Origin of the sequence: Shewanella indica (assembly GCF_033842865.1) — a bacterium.
Taxonomy (GTDB): Bacteria; Pseudomonadota; Gammaproteobacteria; order Enterobacterales; family Shewanellaceae; genus Shewanella; species Shewanella indica.
In genome coordinates, this window is sequence record NZ_JAWXXR010000001.1 from 2,959,565 (window position 1) to 2,985,056 (window position 25,492).

General features: G+C 52.6%; 19 protein-coding genes. 14 read left to right on the forward strand and 5 right to left on the reverse strand.

The window, feature by feature from the left end:
* Positions 1-219 precede the first annotated feature (219 nt).
* Positions 220-1,317: a dTDP-glucose 4,6-dehydratase gene (gene rfbB, locus SIL79_RS13300; RefSeq protein ID WP_319619348.1), complete on the forward strand. Its 1,098-nt coding sequence runs from the start codon at positions 220-222 to the stop codon at positions 1,315-1,317.
* Entirely contained in the window at positions 1,317-2,189 is an 873-nt protein-coding gene (rfbA, locus tag SIL79_RS13305; RefSeq protein ID WP_319619349.1) for a glucose-1-phosphate thymidylyltransferase RfbA, read from the forward strand. The genes rfbB and rfbA overlap by 1 nt, the downstream gene beginning before the upstream one ends.
* A gap of 216 nt (positions 2,190-2,405) precedes the next feature.
* Here rfbA and SIL79_RS13310 read toward each other — a convergent pair whose 3' ends face one another.
* Entirely contained in the window at positions 2,406-3,782 is a 1,377-nt protein-coding gene (locus SIL79_RS13310; RefSeq protein WP_039035110.1) for an L-serine ammonia-lyase, read from the reverse strand.
* Positions 3,783-4,077: 295 nt separating this feature from the next.
* On the opposite strand from SIL79_RS13310, the gene nagZ reads away from it, so the two are divergent.
* The 3 genes from nagZ to SIL79_RS13325 all read left to right on the forward strand — a co-directional run bounded on the left by nagZ (position 4,078) and on the right by SIL79_RS13325 (position 6,305).
* Complete coding sequence (nagZ, locus tag SIL79_RS13315; protein WP_162207111.1) at positions 4,078-5,094, forward strand: beta-N-acetylhexosaminidase; 1,017 nt, start codon at positions 4,078-4,080, stop codon at positions 5,092-5,094.
* Positions 5,095-5,176: 82 nt separating this feature from the next.
* A complete protein-coding gene (ycfP, locus tag SIL79_RS13320; protein ID WP_039035109.1) occupies positions 5,177-5,737 on the forward strand; it encodes an alpha/beta hydrolase YcfP in 561 nt (186 codons plus the stop codon).
* 295 nt (positions 5,738-6,032) lie between these two features.
* Positions 6,033-6,305 (forward strand): acylphosphatase, encoded by a 273-nt coding sequence (locus SIL79_RS13325; RefSeq protein WP_101056694.1) that lies wholly within the window; start codon positions 6,033-6,035, stop codon positions 6,303-6,305.
* On the opposite strand, the gene SIL79_RS13330 is transcribed toward SIL79_RS13325, so the two are convergent.
* The 3 genes from SIL79_RS13330 to SIL79_RS13340 are packed head-to-tail and all read right to left on the reverse strand — an operon-like array spanning position 6,306 to position 11,550.
* Positions 6,306-7,436 carry a CsiV family protein gene (locus tag SIL79_RS13330; protein ID WP_319619350.1) on the reverse strand — a complete coding sequence of 377 codons (1,131 nt, stop codon included), beginning with the start codon at positions 7,434-7,436 and terminating at the stop codon, positions 6,306-6,308.
* Complete coding sequence (mfd, locus tag SIL79_RS13335; RefSeq protein ID WP_319619351.1) at positions 7,436-10,900, reverse strand: transcription-repair coupling factor; 3,465 nt, start codon at positions 10,898-10,900, stop codon at positions 7,436-7,438. Before mfd ends, SIL79_RS13330 begins: the two co-directional genes overlap by 1 nt.
* 53 nt (positions 10,901-10,953) lie before the next feature.
* Positions 10,954-11,550 (reverse strand): hypothetical protein, encoded by a 597-nt coding sequence (locus SIL79_RS13340; RefSeq protein ID WP_319619352.1) that lies wholly within the window; start codon positions 11,548-11,550, stop codon positions 10,954-10,956.
* A 96-nt stretch (positions 11,551-11,646) separates the two neighbouring features.
* On the opposite strand from SIL79_RS13340, the gene SIL79_RS13345 reads away from it, so the two are divergent.
* Genes SIL79_RS13345 through lolE form a run of 3 tightly spaced genes read left to right on the forward strand, consistent with a single transcriptional unit; the run spans position 11,647 to position 14,844 of the window.
* Complete coding sequence (locus SIL79_RS13345) at positions 11,647-12,879, forward strand: lipoprotein-releasing ABC transporter permease subunit (protein WP_319619353.1); 1,233 nt, start codon at positions 11,647-11,649, stop codon at positions 12,877-12,879.
* On the forward strand, positions 12,872-13,588 hold the full coding sequence (gene lolD, locus SIL79_RS13350; protein ID WP_319619354.1) for a lipoprotein-releasing ABC transporter ATP-binding protein LolD: 717 nt from the start codon (positions 12,872-12,874) through the stop codon (positions 13,586-13,588). The genes SIL79_RS13345 and lolD overlap by 8 nt, the downstream gene beginning before the upstream one ends.
* Complete coding sequence (gene lolE, locus SIL79_RS13355; RefSeq protein ID WP_319619355.1) at positions 13,585-14,844, forward strand: lipoprotein-releasing ABC transporter permease subunit LolE; 1,260 nt, start codon at positions 13,585-13,587, stop codon at positions 14,842-14,844. The genes lolD and lolE overlap by 4 nt, the downstream gene beginning before the upstream one ends.
* A 176-nt stretch (positions 14,845-15,020) precedes the next feature.
* Here lolE and SIL79_RS13360 read toward each other — a convergent pair whose 3' ends face one another.
* Positions 15,021-15,527 (reverse strand): DUF2062 domain-containing protein, encoded by a 507-nt coding sequence (locus SIL79_RS13360; RefSeq protein ID WP_319619356.1) that lies wholly within the window; start codon positions 15,525-15,527, stop codon positions 15,021-15,023.
* A 77-nt stretch (positions 15,528-15,604) separates the two neighbouring features.
* Between SIL79_RS13360 and SIL79_RS13365 the strand changes: the two genes are divergently transcribed.
* The 6 genes from SIL79_RS13365 to SIL79_RS13390 all read left to right on the forward strand — a co-directional run bounded on the left by SIL79_RS13365 (position 15,605) and on the right by SIL79_RS13390 (position 25,400).
* Positions 15,605-17,956: a DNA internalization-related competence protein ComEC/Rec2 gene (locus tag SIL79_RS13365; protein ID WP_233962584.1), complete on the forward strand. Its 2,352-nt coding sequence runs from the start codon at positions 15,605-15,607 to the stop codon at positions 17,954-17,956.
* 33 nt (positions 17,957-17,989) lie between these two features.
* Entirely contained in the window at positions 17,990-19,789 is a 1,800-nt protein-coding gene (msbA, locus tag SIL79_RS13370; RefSeq protein ID WP_071477431.1) for a lipid A export permease/ATP-binding protein MsbA, read from the forward strand.
* Complete coding sequence (gene lpxK, locus SIL79_RS13375; RefSeq protein ID WP_144361872.1) at positions 19,790-20,803, forward strand: tetraacyldisaccharide 4'-kinase; 1,014 nt, start codon at positions 19,790-19,792, stop codon at positions 20,801-20,803. It begins immediately after the preceding gene.
* Between the two features lie 4 nt (positions 20,804-20,807).
* Entirely contained in the window at positions 20,808-20,987 is a 180-nt protein-coding gene (locus tag SIL79_RS13380; protein ID WP_039035097.1) for a Trm112 family protein, read from the forward strand.
* A 276-nt stretch (positions 20,988-21,263) separates the two neighbouring features.
* Positions 21,264-21,989, forward strand: a complete 726-nt coding sequence (locus SIL79_RS13385; RefSeq protein WP_071477429.1) for a BUD32 family EKC/KEOPS complex subunit — start codon at positions 21,264-21,266, stop codon at positions 21,987-21,989.
* Between the two features lie 465 nt (positions 21,990-22,454).
* Positions 22,455-25,400 carry an NEW3 domain-containing protein gene (locus SIL79_RS13390; protein ID WP_319619358.1) on the forward strand — a complete coding sequence of 982 codons (2,946 nt, stop codon included), beginning with the start codon at positions 22,455-22,457 and terminating at the stop codon, positions 25,398-25,400.
* The last annotated feature ends 92 nt before the right edge of the window (positions 25,401-25,492 follow it).

A 25,492-nucleotide genomic window follows, 5' to 3' on the forward strand; every position in this document is an offset into this window, starting at 1 on the left:
AAGTTAGTATTTTCGTTGCGGGGATTGGTAGCGGTAAAGCTAATTGAATAGTCAGAATGTTCTTAGAATAAATGCTCCCATACTCAGCTGCTATTGCATGAATTTTATTAACAATTTTCATGCGTCGTTCAATCATACGTTGGTTACCAAACCTTTCAGAATTCGCGCTCAGTCACAGTCACCTAGCATGGCTAAACTCATCAAATTTGGTATTGAAAAATGAAGATACTGGTCACAGGTGGGGCTGGATTCATTGGCTCCGCGGTTGTTCGTCATATTATCAACAATACCCAAGATAGCGTAATTAATGTCGACAAGTTAACTTATGCAGGCAATCTCGAGTCTCTTGTCAGCGTAGAGAAGGATAAACGATACGCTTTTGAGCAAGTTGATATCTGTGACCGAGCAGAATTAGACAGAGTGTTTGATGAGCATAAGCCTGATGCAGTTATGCACTTGGCAGCAGAGTCTCATGTAGATCGCTCAATAACAGCTCCTGCTGATTTTATTCAAACAAACATAGTTGGTACTTACACCCTCCTAGAAGCGACTCGTGCATATTGGCACGAGCTATCTGATGATAAGAAGAGCGCTTTTCGTTTTCACCATATTTCTACCGATGAGGTTTATGGTGACTTACCTCATCCTGATGAAGTACAAAATTCAGGCGAGTTACCCCTATTCACTGAAGTCACACCTTATGCTCCGAGTAGTCCGTATTCGGTATCGAAAGCATCCAGTGACCACCTCGTTCGCGCTTGGTTGCGTACCTATGGTTTGCCAACAATAGTGACCAATTGCTCAAATAATTATGGCCCTTTCCAATTTCCTGAAAAACTGATCCCACTTGTGATTTTAAATGCGGTGGAAGGCAAGCCTTTGCCTGTTTACGGCAAAGGTGATCAAATTCGTGATTGGTTATATGTAGAAGACCACGCTCGCGCTTTGTATAAAGTTATCAAAGAAGGAAAAGTCGGTGAAACCTATAATATTGGTGGTCACAATGAAAAACGAAATTTGGAGGTGGTAAAAACAATATGCGCGATTTTAGACGAATTGATGCCTAAAGCTACTCCGTACGCGGAACAAATTACTTATGTGGCAGATCGACCTGGTCACGACCGTCGCTATGCCATCGATACTACCAAAATGAGCAAAGAGTTAAATTGGGCTCCTGATGAGACCTTTGAAACCGGGCTGCGCAAAACAGTGCAATGGTATCTTAACAATCAGGCTTGGAGTCAACGAGTTCAGGACGGCTCTTATCAAAGACAGCGCTTAGGTTTAATTTGTAACCTAAAGAAAGGTGAAAATTAATGAAGGGGATTGTCTTAGCCGGTGGTTCAGGTACAAGGTTATATCCATTGACTAGAGGTGTATCTAAGCAGCTATTGCCGGTTTATAATAAGCCTATGATTTACTATCCGTTATCAACGCTAATGCTGGCGGGTATTCGTGATATTTTGATCATTACCACGCCTGAAGACAACGAAAGTTTTAAGCGGCTACTAGGCAATGGTAGCGACTATGGTATTCGTCTTGAGTATGCAATCCAAGAAAGTCCTGATGGTTTAGCACAAGCTTTTATCATTGGTGAAGGTTTTATCGGTGACGATAGTTGCTGTTTAGTGTTAGGTGACAATATTTTTTACGGTCAATCCTTTACCAAGACGCTGCTAAATGCGGCTAGTCGAGAGCATGGTGCGACTATATTTGGTTACCAGGTTAAAGATCCGGAGCGTTATGGAGTCGTGGAGTTTGATAACAACATGCGCGCTGTTTCAATAGAAGAAAAACCGCGTAATCCTAAATCTAACTATGCTGTGACAGGTTTATATTTCTACGATAATCGTGTTGTTGAGTTTGCCAAACAGGTTACACCTTCTGCACGGGGAGAATTAGAAATTACCACACTCAATGAGATGTATCTCAACGATGGCTCTTTGAATGTTGAGCTATTAGGCCGTGGTTTTGCGTGGTTAGACACTGGAACACATGAAAGTTTACTCGAAGCAGCTTCATTTGTTCAAACGATAGAGCATGTACAAGGCTTGAAAGTTGCGTGTTTAGAAGAGATTGCATTTCAACAAGGCTGGTTAAATAAACAAGATCTACTAAGGATTGTAAAACCTATGATGAATAGTGATTATGGCCAGTATTTGCATAAGCTATGCCTGAAAGTTAATTAATAGATCAGAATAAAGCGTTGTTGCCTTGGACTTTGTTCGAAATACTGTTTCAGATCAATATTCATCCACTGATGTAGGTTTCCATAGTCGATAGTTCAGATAGTTCAGATAGTTCAGATAGTTTTAAATAAAGAAGAGCGCCAAATTTGGCGCTCTTCTTTTATCGGGAAGATAGTCCTGTTTTCGGAGGGACTACCGGAGAGATTGATTTGGTAATCAACACTCGACGATATTAACCGCCAGGCCGCCTTTGGCGGTTTCCTTGTACTTGCTGCGCATATCTTTGCCGGTATCCATCATGGTCTTGATCACCTTATCCAGGGAAACCTTGTGATTACCATCGCCGCGCAGTGCCATGCGTGAGGCGTTGATTGCCTTGACAGCGCCCATGGCGTTTCGTTCGATACAGGGAACCTGCACCAGGCCGCCGACAGGATCGCAGGTCAACCCCAGATTGTGTTCCATACCGATTTCTGCCGCGTTTTCAACATGCTCGACCGTACCACCCATGATTTCGGTCAGTGCGGCGGCGGCCATGGAGCAAGCCACGCCGACTTCGCCCTGACAGCCAACCTCGGCTCCGGAAATGGAGGCGTTTTTCTTGTACAGAATCCCTATGGCTGCAGCCGTCAACAGAAAACGGCAACAGACATCTTCATCCACTTCCTGAACAAAGGTGTCGTAGTAGCAGAGCACGGCGGGGATGATACCGGCGGCGCCATTGGTGGGCGCCGTTACCACCCGATCGCCGGCGGCATTTTGCTCATTCACAGACAGGGCAAACAAGTCCACCCAATCCATGGCATTGAGGGGATCGATATTGTTGCGGCCTTCGGCCTTGAGGCGGCGATGCAGCGCCGGAGCGCGGCGGCGCAGCTTAAGGCCACCGGGCAAAATGCCTTCTTTCTGATAGCCTTTTTCCACGCAGGCTTTCATGGTTTGCCAGATATGCCATAGTTTGGCTTTGACTTCACTCTCGGGGGCTATGCTGAGCTCATTGGCCATCATTAATGAAGAGATGCTCAGGCCATTTTCGCTGCACAGTTCCAATAGCTCGCTGGCGGTATTGAAATCGTAAGGCGCCTGGGCGATGGGAGTCGCCGGAGAAGCGTTACGCTGCTGAATTTCATCCTCATCGAGAATAAAACCGCCGCCGACTGAATAGTAAGTGCGTTGATACAAACACTCTCCGGCCTTGAGCGCGTAAAGTGTCATGGCGTTGGCGTGTGCCGGCAGTGTCTTGCGTCTGTGGTAGGTGATGCCATCTTCGCGGGTAAACTTAACCTTACGGCCATCGCTGAGCGTCAGTGTCTGGCTGTCGGCTACTTCTGCCAGAATCGCCTCTATGCTGTCGGTGTCGACGGTTTCCGGATCTTCCCCCATCAATCCCAGAATCACTGCCTTGCCGGTACCGTGGCCCTTGCCTGTTTGTCCAAGAGAGCCAAAAAGTTCTGCCTGCAGTTCGTCGACCTGTCCAAGTAAGTCATCTGCAGCCAGTTGTTCGATAAAGATTTTGCCCGCTTTCATCGGACCCACGGTATGGGAACTGGAGGGCCCTATACCTATCTTGAACATATCGAATACGCTAATCATTTGGTTAACCCTGTTGCTGTTTCGTTGTTATTTTAGTCATTGGGAGGCGCATTGCTCGCGCATGCGCAGGTTTCGGAGTAACCTTGACCCAAGTTACTCTGCCCATGGGCAAGTATCCCATACTTTTGGCCTGGAATATCATTAGTTATTCTTATTAAGCTAAGGTTGCATTAGCCTTGCTAACAAAGGGATTGACCCTGGTTGCGCTTTTCTTGCTGCCATACCTGTATCGGGGCTAACACCATTTCGTACCTTTTCAGTCGCTTTTATGCGCGGTACCCTGTTGGAGATGTTTATGAGTCACTTAATGCTGGATCTTGCCTCTGTCGAGTTGACCCAAGAGGAGGCCTCTGTCCTGCAACATCCGGCCGTTGGCGGCCTAATTCTTTTCAGCCGTAATTACCAAGACAGAGAGCAACTGATAGCCCTGATCCGCGCGGTTCGCAGTGTGCGTCCCGAACTGCTAATTGCCGTTGATCATGAAGGGGGCAGGGTACAGCGTTTTCGCGAGGGATTTACCCAAATCCCGGCCATGGGCGATATATTGCCGGCCGCCGCAGGTTCGCTTGAGCTGGCGTCAACCTGGGCCAAAGAGCTGGGCTTTTTGATGGCCGTTGAGCTCTTGGCCTGCGACATAGATTTAAGTTTTGCCCCTGTGCTCGATCTCAATGGTATCAGTCAGGTGATAGGCACTCGCAGTTTCGCCTCAAAGCCCGAGCAGGTCACCGCGCTGGCAACAGCCTTTATTGAAGGCATGACTGAGGCCGGTATGGCCGCAGTGGGTAAACATTTTCCCGGCCACGGCAGCGTCGAGGCCGACTCCCATATTGCCCAGCCGGTCGACTCGCGCAGCTATCAAGAGATTGCCGAGTGCGACATGCAGCCTTTTTCACAGCTGATCGCCAAAAAGATGCTCCAAGGTATTATGCCGGCTCATGTGATTTACCCCGAAGTAGACCCTAACCCCGCCGGTTTTTCATCCTTTTGGCTCCAACAGGAACTGCGCGGCAAACTGGCCTTTAACGGGGTGATTTTCTCGGACGATCTCGGCATGAAAGGGGCGGCGGTCGCCGGAGACTATCAGGCCAGGGCCAGAGCGGCACTGGATGCCGGTTGTAACATGGTATTGGTATGCAATGACCCTGAGGGCGCCAGAAGCCTTCTGGGGGACTTTTCTTGGCCCGAGAGCAATCCTTTTCCGGCTGCAACATTGAGGGCCGATTCTGCTAAGGTGATGCAAGCATTGCAGGATGAAGCGCGCTGGGAGCGAGCCCGCGAGCTGGCGGCAAGGATTTCATCTACAAAAAATTGATTTGGCACAATATAGGCGCAACCTAACTTGGTTAGTTTGAAACCTGTATAACCATGACTGGAATGAGACTTGAGGAAACAAAATGATTTTGTATTTTCACGGATTTGATGCCACCAGCCCGGGTAATCATGAAAAAGTCAGGCAGTTACAGTTTATTGATGATGATGTGCGTCTCATCAGCTACAGTACCCAGCATCCCAGACACGATATGCAGCATCTGCTGAATGAGGTCAGTAAGCAGCTTAAACTCACTGATGATCCCAAGCCATTGATCATAGGTGTGGGGCTGGGAGCTTATTGGGCCGAGCGGATCGCTTTCCTGTCCGGGCTCAAGGCGGTATTGGTCAACCCCAATCTTTGGCCGGAGGAAAACATGCCCGGCAAGATAGACAGGCCGGAAGAGTACGCCGATATTGCCAGCAAGTGCGTGACCGATTTTCGCAGCAAGAACCGTAACCGCGCCCTGTGCCTGCTGTCGACCGAGGATGAGGTCTTGGACAGCACCCGCAGCCATGCCTTGCTAAGCCGCTATTATGAAGTGATTTGGGACAAACAGCAGAGTCATAAGTTTGCCTCGCTGGCGAGTCATTTGACTCAGATTAAAGCCTTCAAGCAGAATGAGGGTGTAGAGCGCGTCGGTTAAACAATCTTCTATGCGGTAAAGCGAGCCCTTTTTGTGATCAATGTCACGAGAGGGGTTTCGGGTTGTTGTTCTGTATGTTGCGCTGGTTGCATCGGGCCTGTAGCTGTGTAAAGTTACCTTTTATGGTGATTTTGATACAAAGTGTTACGCTTTGTGGTTGCAAAATTACCGGACATTTTGCGTATGTCGCCCGATGCAGCTAACACTCTTTTGTTAGCTGTTTTTTTTGCTTTTTTGTTAATCAACTGCTTGATTTATAAGCGTAGCAAGATAATGAAGCCACAAGGAGACGCCCATGAAGCGGGTGCTGCTGACTGTGAAAGGCAAGGTGCAGGGAGTCTGTTTCAGACGCTTTACCCAGCAAAAGGCTCAGTCACTGGGGGTGACTGGTTATGTGCGCAACAAAGAAGATGGTTCGGTAGAAGTGTTGGCGCAGGGGGCTTATCCGGCAGTCGATCACTTAATAACCTGGTGCGAACAGGGGCCACCTCAGGCGCGGGTCGACAGTGTCTATGTTGAGGAAGACGAGGCAGATGAGATCTACCTCGACTTCTCTATCAGCCACTGATCAGAGCTCTTCGCTACTTTCAGCTTGAGTTTGGCTGCCCGGCTGAGCCATACGCCTTACCTGCAGGATCATACCCATACGGGGATGATCGAAGTAGTGTATTTCCCCGCTGCGAATACGGCGATTTTGCTCCATAGGAATGCTGTAAAGAAAGGGGGTTTGCAGCTCAGGCTCACCTTCCTGGGTGGCCAGAGATTTAAAACCGGCCTCCCTCAAATTAAAGCGGGTTTCCACATAGAGATAATGGCTGAGATAGATATTCAAAAGCCCATCAAGCTCCCACACCGCCTTGGGCGTTTGCGGCACCATCAAGCTTCCAAGCGCTGCATATTCCTCACTGCCCATTTGAGTTGCTTCACTCAGGCCATTGTCCAATGCTTGCCCAGACAGTTTTTCTTCCGATAAGTTTTCTGATAAGCCATTCAAAGATGAGTTCGAAGCCGTGTCCAACTGGCTCTGGGGCAAGCCTGAAAGCTTGAAGTCCGAGCCAAAGTTACTGCCCCCAAAGAGATGCAGTGCCTCGGCTCTGTGGCGGGGTTTCATCTGTTGCTGCCAGGTGAGATGCAAAAGCCCTTTCAAACCGCGTTGCCGCTTGAGGGCATTGATAACACCGCCAAATTGGGCCTGACTTTCACTGAGCAGCAGGGCGCCCGGTTGGCTGGCTGTGCTGCTGTCTCTGGGACTGATATTCACAGGCAACTGCTTGGGCATACGGATTTCCGCTTGCCGCTGTTGGCAAGGCAAAGCGGCGGTATCCGCTTGAGTCGTGTTATCGGCCTGGGCCAGAGATATCACTTGGCCTGCCTGAAGGGGGCGGCCGCGCTGCGAACCGGAGGCATCGTTATTGAGAGCCTTATCTGCTGCGTTGTCTGCGGATTGAGATTGCCATTGCGGATCACAGTCTCCCACAGCCATGCTGCCTGAGCTGATTTCGGTGGCGACCTGGGGAGTGATCAAGTCTATGGTCTTGTTCAGCTTGAGCTCCAGCGGCGTATCCGGCCACTTTTCCGTGCTTGGCCCGGGGCGCTCAAACAGGTATACCTCGACTTCGTACCAAGGATATTGTGCCGCCTGCAATACAGGCGAAAGTGTCAGCCCCAGAGCCAGGGTTGCCAGCATATTTCGATACACTATTTTTCTCCCACAGTGTGTTGTGCCAGTTGTTGCAGCAGTAGACCCACCATATCCAGGCGTTCTTTACTGCTTTCGGCCGCCAGGGTGAACTTTAACTTATTCGGTCCATCCATTCGATAGATTTGTGGCTGGGATTGCAACAGGCCAATGATAAAGCCGGGATCGATAATATGGTCGTCACCAAACTCGACACTGCCGCCGCGGGCGTGAAAATCGAGTTTTTTCAGCCCGAGCGCGGTGGCCTGATGTTTGTACAGTGTCAGTTGCATCAGGTTACGGGTGGCTTCAGGCAACAAACCGAAACGGTCAATCAGTTCCACCTTGAGTTCATCCAGTGCCGCTTCCGTAGTGCAGTTGGCTATCCGTTTGTAGAGCGACAGGCGAATATTGACATCGCCCACATAGTCTTCCGGCAACAGCGCCGGGATCCTCAGCTCGATTTCGCACTGCTGGTTGAGCATCTGCGCTAGGGATGGCTCCTTGCCTTGTTTCAGCGCCTTGACCGCCGACTCCAGCATCTCCATATAGAGGCTGAAGCCTATCTTGGAGATATGGCCGCTCTGCTCATCCCCCAGCAATTCACCGGCGCCGCGGATCTCCAGATCCTGAGTCGCCAGCATAAAGCCGGCGCCGAGATCCTCCAGGGCGTCAATCGCTTCCAGGCGCTTGCGGGCATCTGAAGTCATGCGTTTCGGATGCGGGGTCATCAGATAGGCATAAGCCTGGTGATGGGAGCGGCCAACCCGGCCCCTGAGCTGATGCAGCTGCGCCAATCCGAAGGTGTCGGCCCGCTCTATGATGATGGTGTTGGCGCTCGGTACATCAATACCGGTTTCAATAATGGTGGTACACACCAACACGTTGTAGCGTCTGTGGTAAAAATCTGACATTACCCGCTCCAGCTCGCGCTCGCGCATCTGGCCGTGGGCTACGACCACTCTGGCATCGGGCAACAGCTCGCGTAGCTCCTCGGCGCGTTTCTCTATGCTCTCCACATTGTTGTGCAGGTAATAGACCTGGCCGCCACGGAGGATCTCCCGCTCTATGGCCTCACGGACACTGGCCTTGTCGTATTCGCGCACGAAAGTTTTCACCGCCAGGCGTTTGGCCGGCGGGGTGGCGATAATCGACAGATCCCGCATGCCGGACATGGCCATATTCAGGGTGCGGGGAATAGGGGTCGCCGTCAGGGTGAGAATATCCACATTGGCCCTGAGCGCCTTGATCTTCTCTTTCTGCCGTACCCCGAACCTGTGCTCCTCATCTATGATAAGCAGGCCGAGGGCGTCAAATTTCACCTCGCTGTTGAGCAGCTTATGGGTGCCGATAACAATATCCACCTTGCCGTTTGCCAGGTCGGCAATCACCTGTTGCTGCTCTTTGGCGGTGCGAAAACGGGACATGACTTCAATCTGCACCGGCCAGTCGGCGAACCTGTCCTTGAAGTTTTCATAGTGCTGCTGAGCCAGCAGCGTCGTGGGCACCAACACCACCACCTGCTTGCCGGCGTTGACGGCAACAAAGGCGGCGCGCATGGCCACTTCTGTCTTGCCAAAGCCCACATCACCACAGATCAGACGGTCCATGGCCACCGGTGACTGCATATCGGCGAGAACGGCGGCGATGGAGGTTTCCTGATCCACTGTTTCTTCGAATGGGAAACCCTGGGCGAACAGGGCGTATTCGGCCTCATCCAGTTCACAGGCCTCACCGGGGCGGGCCTGACGGCGGGCGTAAACATCCAGCAGCTCGGCGGCCACATCGCGAATGCGCTCTATCGCCTTCTTCTTGGCCTTGGCCCAGCTTTCGTTGCCCAACTTGTTGAGGTTGGGGGATTCATCCGGCGCCACGGCGTAGCGGCTGATGAGGTGCAGCGACGACACAGGCACATAGAGTTTGTCGCCACCGGCGTATTCCAGCTTGAGGTATTCGGCTACCACGCCGCCGGTATCCAGGGTTTCCAGCCCCTGATAGAGGGCGACCCCGTGCTCCAGGTGCACTATGGGTTGGCCGACCTTGAGCTCGGCGAGGTTTTTAATCAGGGCATCGCTGCTGATCTGCCGCTGTTTTTCCCGCCGCCTCTGCTGGGAGATCCGCTGACCGAAGAGCTCGGTCTCGCAAATAATGCTGAGCTTGGGCTCATGGAGTACGCAGCCCTTGGCAAGGGGCGAGACGATTAACCCCAGCGGAGCATCCGAGTCGATAAACGCCTTGAGATGCGGGAACAGTACCGGGCGCAACTCTATCTTGGCCAGAAGCTCCATCAGCGCCTCGCGGCGGCCTTCGGATTCGGCGCTCAGCAGGACTCTGCCTGCCGAGGCGATATAATCGGCCAATGCCTGCAAGGGCTGCTTCAGCTTATGGTTGACCGAGATATCCGGCAGCGCGCTTACTGCAGCCAATTGCTGCGGTTTTTGGGCATCCACCTGGCTCAGTTGCAGTCTTGGCCAGCGCTTGAAGGCGGCAAACAGCTGCTCGGTCAACAGATATAGGTCTGCCGGGGCCAGCAGGGGCCGCAGCGGATCGACCCGCCTGTCTTCATAGCGATTGCGCACCTGAGTCAGGTGGGTGTCGGCGGCCTGCTGCAGGTCGCCCAGCGTCAGCAGTTGCACATCGCCGGCAAAATAGTCGAATAGGGTCGCGGTTTCATCAAAGAACAAGGGCAGGTAGTTTTCGATACCGGCGGGCATCAAATGGCGGCTCACCTGCTGATAGATGGACTCGGGCTCTTTAACCAATACTTCAAAATAGCGCCGATAACGCTGGCGGAAGCCTTCTATGGCCCGTTCATCTGTGGGGAACTCCTTGGCCGGCAGCATTCGTACCTGCGACAGAGGTTCCTTGGATAGCTGGGTTTCAGGATCGAAATGGCGAATCGATTCCACTTCATCATCGAACAGTTCAATTCGCAGCGGCTCGGCTGAGCCCATGGGAAAGATATCCAGAATCGAGCCGCGAATGGCAAATTCGCCATGTTCATAAACCTGGCCGACCAGATGGTAACCGGCGCTGACCAAGTGCTCGCGCATCTGTTGCAGGCTGTAGTTGTCACCCTTGTTCAGCAACATCACATTGGCCGACAGGAAAGACTTGGGCGGCAGTCGCACCATCAGGGTGTTGATGGGCACTATTACCAGGGCGCGCTTGGCACTTGGCAACCTTGACAGGGTTTCCAGCCGCTGGGAGATCAGATCCTGATGCGGCGAAAAGCTGTCGTAGGGCAGGGTCTCCCGATCTGGAAACAACCACACGGGCAGGGCATCACCCAGAAGGTATTTAAGTTCGGCTTCCAGTGTCAGGGCGGTTGGCGTATCCGCTGTTACCAACAGGCTGACACCTTGATGTTGGCGGGCGAGGTTGGCCAAGGTCAGCGCGCGCTCCACGCCTTCGCCGAGGCCGAGATGGCGGATCTCACCGGCCTTTGGGGCACCCGCAGGCGCCAGTACAGAAAACTTATTCATTGAAGATGTGATAACAGATTCATTCTGAATGGATTGCGCACCATTGTAGAGATTTAGGATGGCTCATGCCAGTTGGGATCCTGACTGGCTTTACGCCTTTTGAGCTGTTTTTGTTGCACGCTGAGACTGGCCTTGACCAAGAGTTCGATATCGGCATCCTGGATCACCCGATAGTCGAGATCGGCCAGAAACTGGCCGTCATGGTCTGGGTCGTCGCGGCATTCCCGCACCGAGGCGATACACTGCAAGGACAGGATTTCATCGCGAATAAACAGGGTCAGCTTGCAAAATGTACCGGCGTCCAGTGCCTGGGGTAACTGCACCCGCACGCCGCTGCCGCCAAATTGCACCCCGGGGCAGTGTTGGCCTTCGCGGCTCTCCTGCTCCAATACGTGCTGTAACACCAGATCTATCTTACGGGACTGGAGTTTGAGGTAGTCGACTATCGCCCGGCCCTCATCGCCGAGTTGCCTTAGCTGCAACAAACAGCCGGCTTCCAGCGCCTTGACCTCGCTCATCAGTTTCAAGCCGGTGGATTGCATCGCCAGCAGTTGACTCTCGGTCGGCAAGGGAGTGTCCTTGGGCCAGAGGCTGAGATAGACATCAAAGGCGTGGGGCACGCTGAAGTATGGATTGGATTCAGGAAACAAGGTCCCGCCTCTTGTATTTACCCGGTCAATCCACCTATTATCGTGCCCACTTCATTGATTTAGCAAGCGCAGCGCACAGGACATGCTATCCCTCTCATGAATCCGGGACTCTCATTTTACATAGGTTATCGTTACTGGCGTGCCCGCAAGGCCAACGCTTTTGCTTCCTTTATTACCTTCTTCGCCGTCAGCGGGATTTTTCTCGGGGTGGCAGCATTGATTATTGTCAGCTCTGTGATGAACGGCCTGGAAGGCCAGCTCAAGACCCGAATCCTGGGGGCCATTCCACAACTGACGGTACATACAGACCACTCTTTTGACGACTGGCAAAGCTTTAAAGACGATTTGCAACAATTGCCCGGCGTGCTTGGGCTGGCGCCCTCGGCGACCACCCAGGCGATGGCCCAGTCGGCCGATAATATCAGTGCGGTGCAGCTCTATGGCATCTACCCCGAGGCCGAGAAACATCTCTCGGTTGTAGCCAAACACGCCTATCTGGATGCCTTCGATTCGCTCCGCAGCGGCAGCTACCGGGTGTTGTTGGGCTCAGAGCTGGCACGGCGGCTCAATGTTGCCACCGGTGACAAGCTGCGTCTGCTCAGCGGTGATGGTGTGGTGTACTCGCCGCTTGGGCCTGTTCCCAGCCAGCGAATTTTTGAAGTGGCGGGTATTTTTGAGATGGGTTCTCAGGTGGATGCCGGGGTGGCTTTTCTGCACTATGAAGATGCCCGCCGCTTGATGCGTCAGTCGCCAAAGCAAATTCAGGATCTCAGACTGTTTCTGAGCGACCCCTTCAGCGCCCCGGCGCTGGCGCCCAAGGTTGAACATTTGTTCGAAGATAAGGGCGTTGAGGTGAGCGTCAGCGACTGGCGTGACAGTTATGGCCATCTGTTCGCCGCGGTGAAGATGGAAAAGAACATGATGTCTTTGATGTTGAGCCTGATTGTCGCAGTGGCCGCCTTCAATATTGTCTCGGCGCTGGTGATGATGGTAGTGGATAAAACTGCCGATGTCGCCGTGCTCAAGACCCAGGGGCTGGGCAGGCTGGATATCATGACCATTTTTATCTCCCAGGGCTCCCTCAATGCCCTGATAGGCTTGGCGCTGGGCCTAGGGGTTGGCATAGTGGCTACCCTCAACATCAATCCGCTGCTGTCGACCCTGGGGATCGCCGTATTGGGCGCCGGGCAGAGGTTACCCGTGCAGCTGGAACCGCAGCAGCTGGTGCTTATCGCCATCGGCACTCTGCTGATGACCCTGGCCGCCACCTTGTACCCGGCCATTCGGGCCGCCCGGGTAGAACCTGCGACTGCACTTAGATATGAATAAGAGAATCAATACCATGCAACAAGCCGCGCTCCTTGAAGCCAAAGCCGTCAGCAAGAGTTATCAGGAAGGTAAGCTCAGCACCAAGGTGCTGGAGCAGGTCGACCTCAAGGTGTATCCGGGGGAGCAGTTGGCGATTGTCGGCAGTTCGGGCTCGGGCAAGAGTACCTTGCTGCATATTCTTGGCACCCTGGATAAGCCCTCTGCCGGTCAGGTGTTGCTCGAAGGCGAGGACTTATACAAGGCCTCGGCCTCCCGTCAGGCACAGCTGCGCAATCAGGCGATGGGCTTTATCTACCAGTTTCATCATCTGTTACCCGAATTCAACGCCCTGGAAAATGTGGCTATGCCGGGGCTGATCGCCGGCCGACCCAAGACAGAAGTGCGAGCACAGGCCAAGGCCTTGCTCGAAAGAGTGGGGTTGGGACATAGATTGGATCACACCCCGGCGGAGCTTTCCGGTGGTGAGCGCCAGCGGGTGGCCATTGCCAGGGCCTTGATCAACAGCCCCAAAGTGGTTCTTGCCGATGAACCCACGGGTAACCTGGATGCCCACAGCGGCGAGGCTGTCTATGAGCTTATCCGCGAGCTGGCCTCGCAACTGGGCACGGCTTTTGTGGTGGTAACCCATGATCATCAATTGGCGGCCAGGATGGATAGGCAGCTGCAGATGGTCGATGGTCGTTTGTCGGCGCCGGAGGCGGGCCAATGACGGCGCATCCCGCCTTGCTGCCCCTGATCATCGGCTGGCGCTTTTACCGTGCCCGCCAGAGCAGCAGTTTTATCAGTTTTATCTCTTTTGCCTCCACCGCAGGTATCGCCCTCGGGGTTGCCGTGCTTATTCTGGTGCTGTCGGCGATGAACGGCTTTGAGCGCGAGCTGGAGCAGCGCTTGCTCGGGGTTGTGCCCCAAGGGGAGTTGAGCCAGGTCCGCGAACCTATTCACGATTGGCGTCAGATAGTGTCGGACGCCGAGCAAATCGACGGCATCAGCGCCGCCGCCCCGCTGGTACGCATGCAGGGCTTGGTGCAAAAGCCGGGCGGTTTTGTCGGCTTGTCTGTGGTGGGGGTTAACCCCGAGGCCGAAGCGCGGGTTTCGACACTGAGTCAGTATCTGACACAGGAAAGCTGGCACAGCCTTGAGGGCGACAGCAATCATATAGTGCTGGGCCAGGGAATGCTGGACAAACTGGGACTTAAGGTGGGTGATCGCCTGACCCTCTATCTGCCATCACCCCATGGTCAGGGCAGTGGTCAACTGGCGCAGGCCCGCAGTCATTCGTTGTTGATAAGCGGCAGTTTTCGTCTCGGCGGCGAGCTTGAATACACCACAGCTTATGTACCCATGGCCTATGCCCAGCGCCTGCTAGGGCTTGCAGACGAGGTGACCGGGGTGAGAATCAAGGTTGAGCGGGTATTTGAAGCGCCGCGGCTGATTCGCGAGCTGGGTTATGCCCAGAGCCAGACTTTGTATCTCAACGACTGGACCCGCACCCAGGGACATCTCTACCAGGATATTCAGCTGGTGCGCACCGTCATGTATCTGGTGCTGGCATTGGTAATAGGTGTGGCCTGTTTCAACATAGTCTCCACCCTGGTAATGGCGGTGCGTGACAAGGCTTCGGAAATCGCCATCTTGATGACCATGGGACTTAAGCGCGGTGCCGTGATGCTGGTATTTATTGTCCAGGGCGCGCTCAATGGTGTGCTTGGCTGCGCCATAGGAACCTTGCTGGGGGTATTGCTGGCCAAGAATCTTTCGGCTATCGCCAAGGGGATTGAGCAGTTGACCGGGCATAAGTTGCTCTCGGGGGATATCTATTTTATCGATTTCTTGCCATCCAGGCTCGAGCTCACCGATGTGTTAGCCGTGGTCACTATGGCGCTGCTGATGAGTCTGCTGGCTACCTTGTATCCGGCGTTCAGGGCCAGTCGCATCGCCCCGGCAATCGCCCTGGCCGGGCGCTGATAAGCGACAGGAAAATCCTAAAAAGCAAGAACCCGGCCATGGCCGGGTTCTTGCTTTTTACTGGCGGAATGTACTTTGGGTACCAAGTTTGGTCAGCGCTAAAACTATGTATCCCTAAAGTATTCCTGAAGTATCCCTGAATTGTGCCGCTCCAGTGACGTTACTGCCAGCAGCGGTTATTTACGTCGTTTTTGCCACTGCAGATAGATGGAGTACTGCCAGGCACTCTTGATCACAAAATATCCCGTCAGGGCACTGACCACACCCAATACCAAACAACCGAACAGGAAAGGTGGGCCTATGGTGCTGATGGAGGATTCTATCCAGGCCCAACTGGCTTCAAAGACAAACTGCTGCGGCGGGTGATTGATCAGCTTGGCACCTATCAAATAAGCCAGATAAAACATGGCCGGCATAGTTACTGGGTTGGTAATCCAAACCAAGGCGACCGACACCGGCAGATTGACATGAAAATAGATTGCCAGCGCCGCCGCCAGCACCATTTGAAACGGCATTGGCATCCAGGCAACAAACAGGCCTATGGCGAAGGCGCCGGGGGCAGAGCGGCGATTCAGTGCCCAAAGATTGGGTTTGTTCAGCAGGCTGCCGAAGATCTTGAGGTGTTTATGATTCCTCAGTTTCTCCGGATCGGGCATGAATCTCTGAATGATCTTTTTTGGCATAGGCTCAGATTGCTGTCTTAAATTACTCAATGATGAATCAATGCTTATCGGGCTTTGGCATCGCCGTACTTTCGGCCATGCTTTGGCCTTGGATACCGCCCTTATTCTCATTGCCAATTATTGCAGTGCTGCTGGTACTGTGCCTCAGAGTCTGGAGCGGGAGCTGGGTTCCCAAGGGAAGTGCTTTGCTCTATGGTGCTTTGGGCGGCGTGCTGTGGGTCAGTGTTTACTGTCAGTTAGTCATTGATATTAAAAGCCTTACTGACTCATCATTCAGCTCTGAAACGTCTGTTAATCAGACACTGCGGGGCGAAATCATATCACTAGTTTCTGCAAACGGCGACTGGATCCGCATGGATATTCGGCCAATTGATGATAATTCTTTAACCCTTTGGGCGCCCCTGGCTCCAAAGTGGCGTTTGAGCTGGCAGGGAGATACATTGCCATCGCCGCAATTGGGTGAGGTGTGGCAGTTTGAAGTCAAACCCAGATCCTTTGCCGCCGTGCTTAATCAGGGCGGCTTCAATCGTCAGCGTTATCTGCTCGGTGAGCGGATAACCGCCAGAGGCCAGGTAATATCCGCCGAGCGGCTGTTGCCATCAACTGGGCTCAGGGCACGTTTGGTCACGGAGTTAACTCCAGTATTGGCCGAAATTGAGGGCGGCGATCTGCTGCTGGCGCTGACCTTGGGTGAGCGGTCACTCTTCTCCGAGGCGCGCTGGCAAGAGTTGCGCCAGTCCGGCAATGCCCACTTGGTGGCGATTTCGGGGTTGCATCTTTCGGTTGTCGCCTTCTGGTGTTATCTGCTGAGTTTTGGAGCGCTCAAGCGTTGGGCACCTGTCTATGGGCGGCGCAATCTGGTACTGGCATCTTTGGCGGCGTTGCTGATGGCACTCTTTTATGCCTATCTGGCAGGTTTTGCCATTGCCACCCAAAGAGCCTTGTTGATGCTGTGTTTGCTGGTGTTATCGACTTTAATGATGCGCTATACCTCGGCCTGGGAGCGGCTGTTGTGGGCACTGGCCTGCGTACTCTTGATAGATCCCTTGGCCAGTCTCAGCGGCGGCTTTTGGTTGTCATTTTCGGCGTTGGCGTTAATTTTGTTGAGCCTTAATTATCAAGTTCATAATCCTAAGGTTCTGGAGCAGGAGCAAGTACTGACCCACTGGCCAGCCAAGCTCAAGCGCTGGGCCTTGGCATTCTGGGCAATACAGTGGCGCCTTTGTCTGGGGCTGTCGCTACTGCAGGCGATACTCTTCGGCGCCGTGACGGTTCACAGCCTGTGGCTCAACTTGCTGTTGGTGCCTTGGTTCAGTTTGCTGGTGATCCCCCTGGCGCTGCTGGCACTGCTGCTGTGGTCGGTTTTCTCCGCTTTGGGGATGGATGCTGTGGCACTTATGCCTTGGCAACTGGCGGCTTTCAGTCTCTGGCCGGTGCAAAAATTATGGCAGTTCAATAGTCAGCTTCCCGGTGGCTGGCTCATGTTGCCGCAGGCTCTCAGCGCCGCGGCGCTATTGTTGTTTCCGGCATGGCTTTGTTGGCGTATGTTGCCCAAGGGCCGGGGCGTGGCGATGTTGCTGATATTACCCTTTGTACTGCAGCTCGGGCTATGGCTTGGCCTGCTCAAACCCAAGGGCTGGCAAATGCATATGTTGGATGTGGGCCAGGGGCTGGCTGTGGTGGTACAAAAAGGGCCACATGCCTTGCTTTATGATACAGGTGCGGCCTTTGGCGAGCGTTTCAGCTACGCCGAGCGGGTGATAGTGCCTTTTCTTGGCGCCAAAGGCGTGACCAAACTTGATTACCTGATTATCAGCCATGGCGATAATGACCACGCCGGTGGCGCCCAAGTGCTGATGCAGGCCTTTGATAAGGCAGGGTTGATCACCGATGTGTCTGAGCTCAAGAGCCGTTATTCAAAGCGTTGGCACAGGGGCTGCCGCCCGGGGATGCTCGATTGGCAAGGGATAGAGCTGAACTTTCTTGGCCCCCAAGTACCTGAGCCTGGCAATAACGGCTCTTGCGTGCTGCAGCTCTTCGATGGTCATCATAGAGTGTTGCTGCCGGGGGATATAGAACTGGCCGGTGAGGTCGCCTTATTGCATGGAAAAAGCGCAATCGAGAGTGATATTTTACTGGCGCCCCATCATGGCAGTCGCACCTCATCTCACCCTGAGTTTATCGGCGCAATAGCACCTGAGCGGGTGTTGTTTGCGGCCGGGCATGGCAATCGCTGGGGGTTTCCCAAAGAGGAGATACGCTTGAGGTATCAGGCCTTTGGCGCCCAAGCCTTGATTTCCGGCGAGCTGGGGCAGGTGAGTATCCACTTTGATGGGCAAGGTTACACAGTGCACAGTTACCGCCAGGATCTGGCGCCATTTTGGTATAACCGCTTGTTTGGGTTTGGTATGGCAGGGAATCCAGAGTAGAATGGCGACTTTGTCATAAATATAGTTTCGCTGATGAGCACATCTCAACAACGTGAAGTCTGGACAGTTTTCAGACGTTTGCTGACCTATCTCAAGCCCCTCAAAGGGGTATTTGTCATCTCGATTCTGGCGTTGATCACCTATGGGGTTGTGGACGCTACTTTTATCGCTTTTGTGAAACCTTTTATTGATGAGGGGTTTGCCAATAATTCTGTCGTGGCCGGCGTCGAGCTGGGCACCTCCAAAGGGTTTAATGCCAGCTCGGATGTGTTGACCATGGCCCCCTTTGTGGTAGTGGGGCTATTCAGTCTTCGGGGGGTGGCCAACTTTGTCTCTACCTATGGCATCTCTTATATCAGCGCCAAGCTTATTCAGGACATGCGTCAGCAGGTGTTTGAACACATACTGTCGCTGCCTGTCAGCTATATGGACAGGGAAAACACAGGTTCCTTGATCTCCAAAGTGACCTTTGACACAGAGCAAATTGCCAGAGCCTCCGGCAGTGCGCTGATCACCTTGGTGAGAGACAGCGTTACTGTCATAGGCATGCTGGGGTTGATGTTCTATTACTCCTGGAAACTGTCACTGTGTATTCTGATCATTGGTCCTTTCATCGGGGTGGTGATTGCCGTTGTCAGCCGCCGCTTCCGTAAAGTATCGCGGCAGATCCAGGGGGCCATGGGCTCGGTGACTGCTGTGACCGAGCAGATGATCAAGGGCCACAAAAACGTATTGTCTTTCGGTGGTCAGAAGACAGAGGCCGATCGCTTTGCCAAGGTCAACGATCACAACCGTTATCAGAACATGAAATTGGCGGCGGCCCAGGCCATCAGCCAGCCGCTTATCATGATCATAGGCTCCTTTGCATTGGCCTTTGTGCTCTATGCTGCCAGCTTTGACAGTCTGAAGGATGAACTGACGGCGGGTACCTTTGCCACTATCCTGGGCGCCATGCTGGCTATGTTGCAGCCTATCAAGAACCTGACCCGGGTCAACGCCGAGTTTCAACGGGGTATTGCCGCCTGTACCACAGTGTTTGAGCTGCTGGATACCCCGGGGGAATCCGATAGCGGTACCCACACAGTAGAGCGGGTTGAGGGTAATCTGCGTTTCGATAATGTCAGCTTTGGTTATCCCGGGCAGGAGCGTTTGGCGCTAGAGAATATCGACTTTGAAGTGCGTCAGGGACAGACTCTGGCGCTGGTGGGCCGCTCAGGCTCGGGTAAGTCGACTATCGCCAGTCTGGTGACCCGTTTCTACACCGGGCTGAAACAGGGGGAGATCACCCTGGATGATGTCAGTATTTACGACTATTCACTCAAGTGTCTGCGTAGCCAGGTCGCCTTGGTGTCGCAGCAGGTCACCCTGTTCAACGACACCATAGCCAACAATATTGCTTATGCTTACCCAGGCGAGGCTACCCGGGAGCAGATAGAAAACGCTGCCAGATTGGCCTATGCGATGGAGTTTATCGAAACCTTGCCCCAGGGACTGGATACCGAGATAGGTGAAAACGGCGTGATGTTGTCCGGTGGTCAACGCCAGCGGATCGCCATTGCCAGAGCCATCCTCAGGGATGCCCCTGTGTTGATCCTCGATGAGGCAACCTCGGCACTGGATACCGAATCAGAGAAGGCGATTCAAAAGGGGCTGGATAACCTGCGCCGCAATCGCACCTCGATTGTGATTGCCCACAGACTGTCAACCATTGAGAGTGCCGATCAGATTTTGGTGGTCGATCAGGGTAAGATCCTGGAGCGCGGTACTCACCAGAGTCTGTTGGAAAAGGATGGGACGTACGCCAAGCTGTACCAGATGCAATTTGGAGGTTAAGTGGAAGCTCTGCTTAACCGTATCTGGTATCAGAAGCATTGGGCAAGGTGGTTGCTTTGGCCGCTTTCCTGGCTGTTCGCCTTGCTCAGCGCCCTGAGACGTCTGGGGTTTAAGTTTGGACTCAAGGCCTCGCAAACTCTGCCTGTACCTGTGATCATAGTCGGTAATATCACTGTCGGCGGCAGCGGCAAGACGCCTACCGTTATCTATCTGATTGAGTTGCTAAGGCACTATGGCTATCGGCCCGGAGTGATAAGCCGTGGTTATGGCAGTGGTCAAACCGAACCTAGGCTGGTGCCTCCCGGGGCCAATCCGAGCGATTTTGGCGATGAGCCGGCGATGATAGTGGCCCGCACTCAAGTGCCTATGGCCGTGGGAGTGGATCGTATCGCCACCGCCGAGTTGCTGCTGGCGTCCACTGAGGTGGATATTATTATCAGTGATGATGGTTTGCAGCACTATCGACTGGCGCGGGATATCGAAGTGGTGGTTGTCGATGCCAGCCGCCGCTTGGGCAATGGTATGTTACTGCCGGCGGGCCCCTTGAGAGAAGGCGCCTGGCGCTTGGAAACTGCCGACTTGGTAATCCATAACGGCGAAGCCAGCGATACCGTCAGAGAGTTTGGTATGCAGCTTATACCCGGCGCAGTGCTGAGTGTTGCAGGGGAAAACCAGGCTCAGGCCCCCACAGCGCCTATGGCGGTAAAGGCTATGGCGGGTATTGGTAATCCGGAACGTTTTTTTGAAACCCTCTCTCGGATGGGGTTCAAGCTTGAAGCCCAAGAGGTCTTTGCCGATCATCAGGCCTACAGCCCAGAGGCCTTGACCGCCCTTGGTGACGAGCTGCCACTGCTGATGACAGAAAAAGATGCGATCAAGTGTCGCGAATTTGCAAAACAACACTGGTGGTATCTGGCCGTCAATGCCAAGCTATCACCCCAATTCGATGCCCAATTGCTGACCCGGGTGCGGGAGGCGATGGCAAACAAACAAAAGGCAAACCAAAAAGGATAGTCTGATGGCGTTTGATAAGAAACTATTGGAAATCGTAGCCTGCCCGGTATGTAAAGGCAGACTGGAATATGACAAGCAGGCACAACAACTTATCTGTAAGGCAGATAGGCTGGCTTACCCTATCAATGACGGGATCCCTGTGTTGTTGGCTGACAAGGCCGAACCTTGGCAAGAAAAACAGTAATAGTTCCCGCTCTTAAACTCCGATCAGCCTTGCTGATCGGAGCCTGCTAAAAGCCTATCCGCTAGCCCCCCTCATTAGTAGCAGTTGATTTGTTCACAGCTTGTTAATCCTATTTTTTTGCTGTTTTTATTATTAACCATTTGTGGCGAATTTCACTTGGGATTCGTTAAATAACAAGAGTTTATCTTGAGTTAGTTTGCTTCGAACGCCACGCCCTAAGATACTAATAAGTATTTTCTGTGACTTACAACAAACTCTTTGAAGGAAACCCTGTAGATGACTCAACCCAAATTCAATCAATATGTTCTGCGGGTGCTGGAAGCTCATCCCGGGGAACGTATTTGCTCGTTTGAATATGAGGGTAAAAAGTACTGGCTTAAACAAGCCGAGACACTGCAGGGAGCCATGCGGGTGTTGAAACCCAATCCCCAACTGGCGCTTGAAAAAGAGAAACAGACTCTGGAGCACCTGGCCAGTTGCTCAGCCCCGGTGCCGCGTATTGTTCAGGCCGACAAGGGCTACTTTGTGGTGGAGGATGTTGGAGTAACAGTCAGAGAATGGTTGATAATCAAGTCGCAAGATAAACCGGGCATGCAACAGATCCTCAATGACAGCGCCGCTGCGCTGGCTGGTTTACACAGCATGGGACTGGCCCATGGCCGTCCGGCGCTCAGAGATATCAGTTGGCAGCAAGGGCAGGTGACTTTTATCGATTTTGAAGCCACTCAAAAGGGTCAAGATATGCTGATGCAGCAGATAAGGGATCTGCTGGTGTATATTCACAGCTTATACCGCTACATGGGGCCCGCCAATGAAGCGATAACCCAGGTGATAGCCAGTTATCGCCAAGCCGGCGGTGAAGCTATCTGGCGTGAGGCCAAAAGTTTCCTGATCAGTTGGCAGTGGTTATATCTGTTGCTGCGGCCTTTTCGTGATATCGGCGGCCGCGACCTTAAGCCCATCTATTGGGTGTTGTGGCATTTTCGCAATAATCCCCTCTAAATTTCTGTCTGATTAGTTTCACTCGGGACATGTCCTGTTTGAAGTTGAAAGCAGGGTGTCAAAAAAATGTTATTGGATGTAAGTTTGACCTTATCTAATAACGAACTGTAATGGCAGAAAAAAACACTTATTCAAGTTTACTTTTCATTAACATCATGAATAATGTCAAAAAATAATCTGGTCAAACCAGTTTATTTTTTAATCTTTATTAAGGTCTGTTTTACAAGGAAAACTCCCCAAAGCCGCTAAATTCAAGGGTTTTGAGGGGTGTACAAAATATAGGCTGGTTTTATAGAATGTCGTCCTCCTAAGGATTCGAAGAAATCCTGGGCTAAGTTCGAAGCAAGTCCTCATTCACGGCGGAAAGGAAATCTAAAGAGTTACTTGGCTTCCCTGTAAACCATATGCAAAGTCTGCAAGAACCTTTTTAGGTTTGCAGGGCTTTGTATTGCCTGAGAGACAGATATGACCCGTTCAGTTCTTCTGCTGCTTAGCAGCTTGTTGCTTGCCATGCCGGTATTGGCTCAGTCCCCTAACGGTGTACAAAAGAACTCCCATAGACATGCCGGGTTTAATGCAACGCCCGCCACTCAACTGAAACAACAGGCGATTTCTCAATCCCAAGCTCTCGCCAGAGGCTTGAGAGCCAAGAAAGATATTGGCTCGTTGCAATCTTTGGCCAAGTCCAGACAAATGGCCATGCTTGAGTTGGTGCGTAGCCAGCCTCAGGCTGCTTTGGGGCTGATATTACCAGAGTCTCTCAGAACCCAGAGCCCAACTGAGTTACAAACTTTTTTTGCATCCGAACAAGAGTTTCAGGGGAAGCTTGAGGTTATTTATGAGGAGTTGGCGACAGGTGATGGTCATAAACTCAGATACTTCCTCACCAGTGGCGAAACCTCAGTGGAGCTGTTTTTGCCCAAGGCCGAAGCTGCATTGAAAACCGGTATTCAAGTCAGGGTAAAAGGTTGGCAGTTTAAAGATGCGGCACAAGAGCCCAAGGCTGTAGTTCTTACCAAACCGGAAAATTTACAGGTTTTGGCTTTGGATGAAACGCAAAGCCAAAACCTGGTCAAGGGTACCGGGGCTGTACTCAGTGGCACCACGGGTGAGCAAAAACTCTTGGTATTGCTGCTTAACTTCCAGGATAACCCGAACCTGCAACCTTGGAGTATCGAGGAAGTTAAGCAGATGGTGTTCGGTAGAGTCAATGATTATTACCTGGAAGCCTCATACGGTCAGACCTGGCTCAGTGGTGATGTTAGCGACTATCTGACTTTGCCAATCGACACTAACTGTGATTATTTTGGAATGGACAGTTATGCCCAACAAGCCGCCAAAGATGCAGGTTTTGATCTGAGTCAGTACTCACGTTTGGTTTATCTCCTGCCTAAGAACAGTAGTTGCAGTTGGCGTGGTCAGGGGACGGTAGGTGGTAGTCCCTCCAGAGCCTGGATCAACGGTGAACTGAATTTGATGACCATAGGGCATGAGCTTGGGCATAACCTGGGCTTGAAACATGCCAAAGAACTTAACTGTGGTAGCGGCTATTTGAGTGATTCCTGTGTTGCCATTACCTATGGCGATACGCTGGACATCATGGGTAAGTCGGAAGGACATTTCAATCTGTTGAACAAGGCCCGCTTAGGTTGGTTGACCGAAGAGCGGGGCGATATTGTCAGCGCCGATGAAGCCGGTAGTTTTCAGCTGGCTCCCTATGAAAGTGATGCGCAAGGGGGGGCTCGCGGCCTGAAAGTTCGTCGTGGCACAGACAGTTTGAGTGGTGAGCCGCTTTGGTACTATCTTGAGTATCGTCAGCCTCTGGGGTTTGATGCCTTTATGGCAGGCAAGGCGGTGACTCAAGGCGTGCTGGTGCACCTTAACAGTAGCGATCAGGATATCGAGAGCAGTCAATTACTGGACATGACCCCGCAGAGTAGCCTGTTTGACCTCGACGATGCTGCCCTGGTTGTCGGCAACAGTTACACAGATAGCGATGCCGGCGTGAGTTTTACCACTGAATATGCAGATGCCAACGGTGCTGGAGTTTATGTTGATTACCAGGGGAGGGCCTGTGTGGCAGCTGCGCCTGAGCTGGTGCTTGAGCAGCAAACCCCGCAGTGGGTTCAGCCGGGAACCTTGGTTACCTATAACGCAATACTGACCAACAGGGATAGTCTGGAATGTGCTGCCAGTGTGTTTGCGCTGAATGCTTCAGTACCTGCAGGTTGGCAATTCCAAGGGAGCAGTGTTGAGTTGGCTCCGGGTCAAAGTCAACCCGTGAGCTTTAGCTTGAGTTCGGCTGCAGATGTTACGCCTGGCCTTTATGAAGTTTCTGTGGTTGCCGCCAATCAAGCCGATAGTGGTTACCAGAGTGAAGTTCTGCTTGGATATATGGTGGACGAAGTCGCTGCGGTTTGTGAATTGGCTGCACCATCCTGGGCACTGGAGCAGGCCAATGTGATTGCTGTACCGGGGGAGACGGTAACTTATCAGGGGACTTTGACCAACAACAGCAACACGAGTTGTGAGGCGGCAGAATATCGACTGACGGCGGCTTTACCCAGCGGTTGGCAGGCAAACAGCGGTCGCGTTATTCTGGCCCCGGGGGAGAGTGCCAATGTCGGTATTCAGATTACCTCCAGTGAACAGAGTTCCGATGGGGTATACAATTTTAGTTTGGCAGCTGTGCAGAACGATGCGCCGGAGTACCAGAGCTCGGCCTTGGCCAGCTATGCAGTGAAAACACCTTGTAGTTTGGTGGCGCCATTGGTCTCGGTCGTTGGTCCGGATGTCGCGGTCGCTGCCGGGGCTGCTCAAAGCTACCAACTGACTGTCAGCAATAAAAACAGTGGCAGTTGCCAGGCGTCCAGCTATCGCATTTTGGCCGATGTTCCCGCCGGATGGAGTAGTAACAGTCAGGAGCTGAACCTGGCTCCGGGAGAGAGCAAAACGGTTTCTGTGACAGTGATTTCTGCTGCTAATGCTGAAGCCGGTGATTATGGGCTGACGTTCAGAGTCTTGGATAATGCTGATAGTGGTTACCAGGCAAGTACTGAAGCCTTGTTTTCAATTGCTGCTCCAGTGAATTCCGCCCCTGAAGCAGTGAATGATAGCGTCAGTATCGCCAGTAAGTCGGCGGTGAGTATCAATGTGCTTGGCAATGACACAGACGCGGATGACGATGTTTTGCAGGTTACGTCAGTTGGTCGCAGCAGCCTGGGCACGGTCGAGCTGTTGGCTAATGGACAGATAAGTTACACACCGGGTAAACGTTTCAAGAGCACAGATAGTTTCAGCTATACCATTTCTGATGGTAAAGAGAGTGCAACCGCAATTGTGACCATCAGTTTGAGCTCGACAGATTCCGGTAGCAGCCAAGGTGGCAATAAGGGAAAGGGTAAGCACTAGTTGATTTTGGTTTTGTATGACAATCAAACTGGCTGAAGCCAAGAGTGGAAAAGCCAAGGGGTAATACCCTTGGCTTTTTGTATTGGAGAACG

What these genes read in the sequence shown, in the direction of transcription:
- mfd (WP_319619351.1), bottom strand. Translation starts at nt 10,900, where the DNA reads ATGAATAAGTTTTCTGTACTGGCGCCTGCGGGTGCCCCAAAGGCCGGT.
- SIL79_RS13345 (WP_319619353.1), top strand. Translation starts at nt 11,647, where the DNA reads ATGAATCCGGGACTCTCATTTTACATAGGTTATCGTTACTGGCGTGCC.
- SIL79_RS13380 (WP_039035097.1), top strand. Translation starts at nt 20,808, where the DNA reads ATGGCGTTTGATAAGAAACTATTGGAAATCGTAGCCTGCCCGGTATGT.
- msbA (WP_071477431.1), top strand. Translation starts at nt 17,990, where the DNA reads ATGAGCACATCTCAACAACGTGAAGTCTGGACAGTTTTCAGACGTTTG.
- lolD (WP_319619354.1), top strand. Translation starts at nt 12,872, where the DNA reads ATGAATAAGAGAATCAATACCATGCAACAAGCCGCGCTCCTTGAAGCC.
- SIL79_RS13385 (WP_071477429.1), top strand. Translation starts at nt 21,264, where the DNA reads ATGACTCAACCCAAATTCAATCAATATGTTCTGCGGGTGCTGGAAGCT.
- rfbA (WP_319619349.1), top strand. Translation starts at nt 1,317, where the DNA reads ATGAAGGGGATTGTCTTAGCCGGTGGTTCAGGTACAAGGTTATATCCA.
- ycfP (WP_039035109.1), top strand. Translation starts at nt 5,177, where the DNA reads ATGATTTTGTATTTTCACGGATTTGATGCCACCAGCCCGGGTAATCAT.
- SIL79_RS13360 (WP_319619356.1), bottom strand. Translation starts at nt 15,527, where the DNA reads ATGCCAAAAAAGATCATTCAGAGATTCATGCCCGATCCGGAGAAACTG.
- lolE (WP_319619355.1), top strand. Translation starts at nt 13,585, where the DNA reads ATGACGGCGCATCCCGCCTTGCTGCCCCTGATCATCGGCTGGCGCTTT.
- SIL79_RS13310 (WP_039035110.1), bottom strand. Translation starts at nt 3,782, where the DNA reads ATGATTAGCGTATTCGATATGTTCAAGATAGGTATAGGGCCCTCCAGT.
- SIL79_RS13390 (WP_319619358.1), top strand. Translation starts at nt 22,455, where the DNA reads ATGACCCGTTCAGTTCTTCTGCTGCTTAGCAGCTTGTTGCTTGCCATG.
- SIL79_RS13365 (WP_233962584.1), top strand. Translation starts at nt 15,605, where the DNA reads ATGCTTTGGCCTTGGATACCGCCCTTATTCTCATTGCCAATTATTGCA.
- rfbB (WP_319619348.1), top strand. Translation starts at nt 220, where the DNA reads ATGAAGATACTGGTCACAGGTGGGGCTGGATTCATTGGCTCCGCGGTT.
- SIL79_RS13325 (WP_101056694.1), top strand. Translation starts at nt 6,033, where the DNA reads ATGAAGCGGGTGCTGCTGACTGTGAAAGGCAAGGTGCAGGGAGTCTGT.
- nagZ (WP_162207111.1), top strand. Translation starts at nt 4,078, where the DNA reads ATGAGTCACTTAATGCTGGATCTTGCCTCTGTCGAGTTGACCCAAGAG.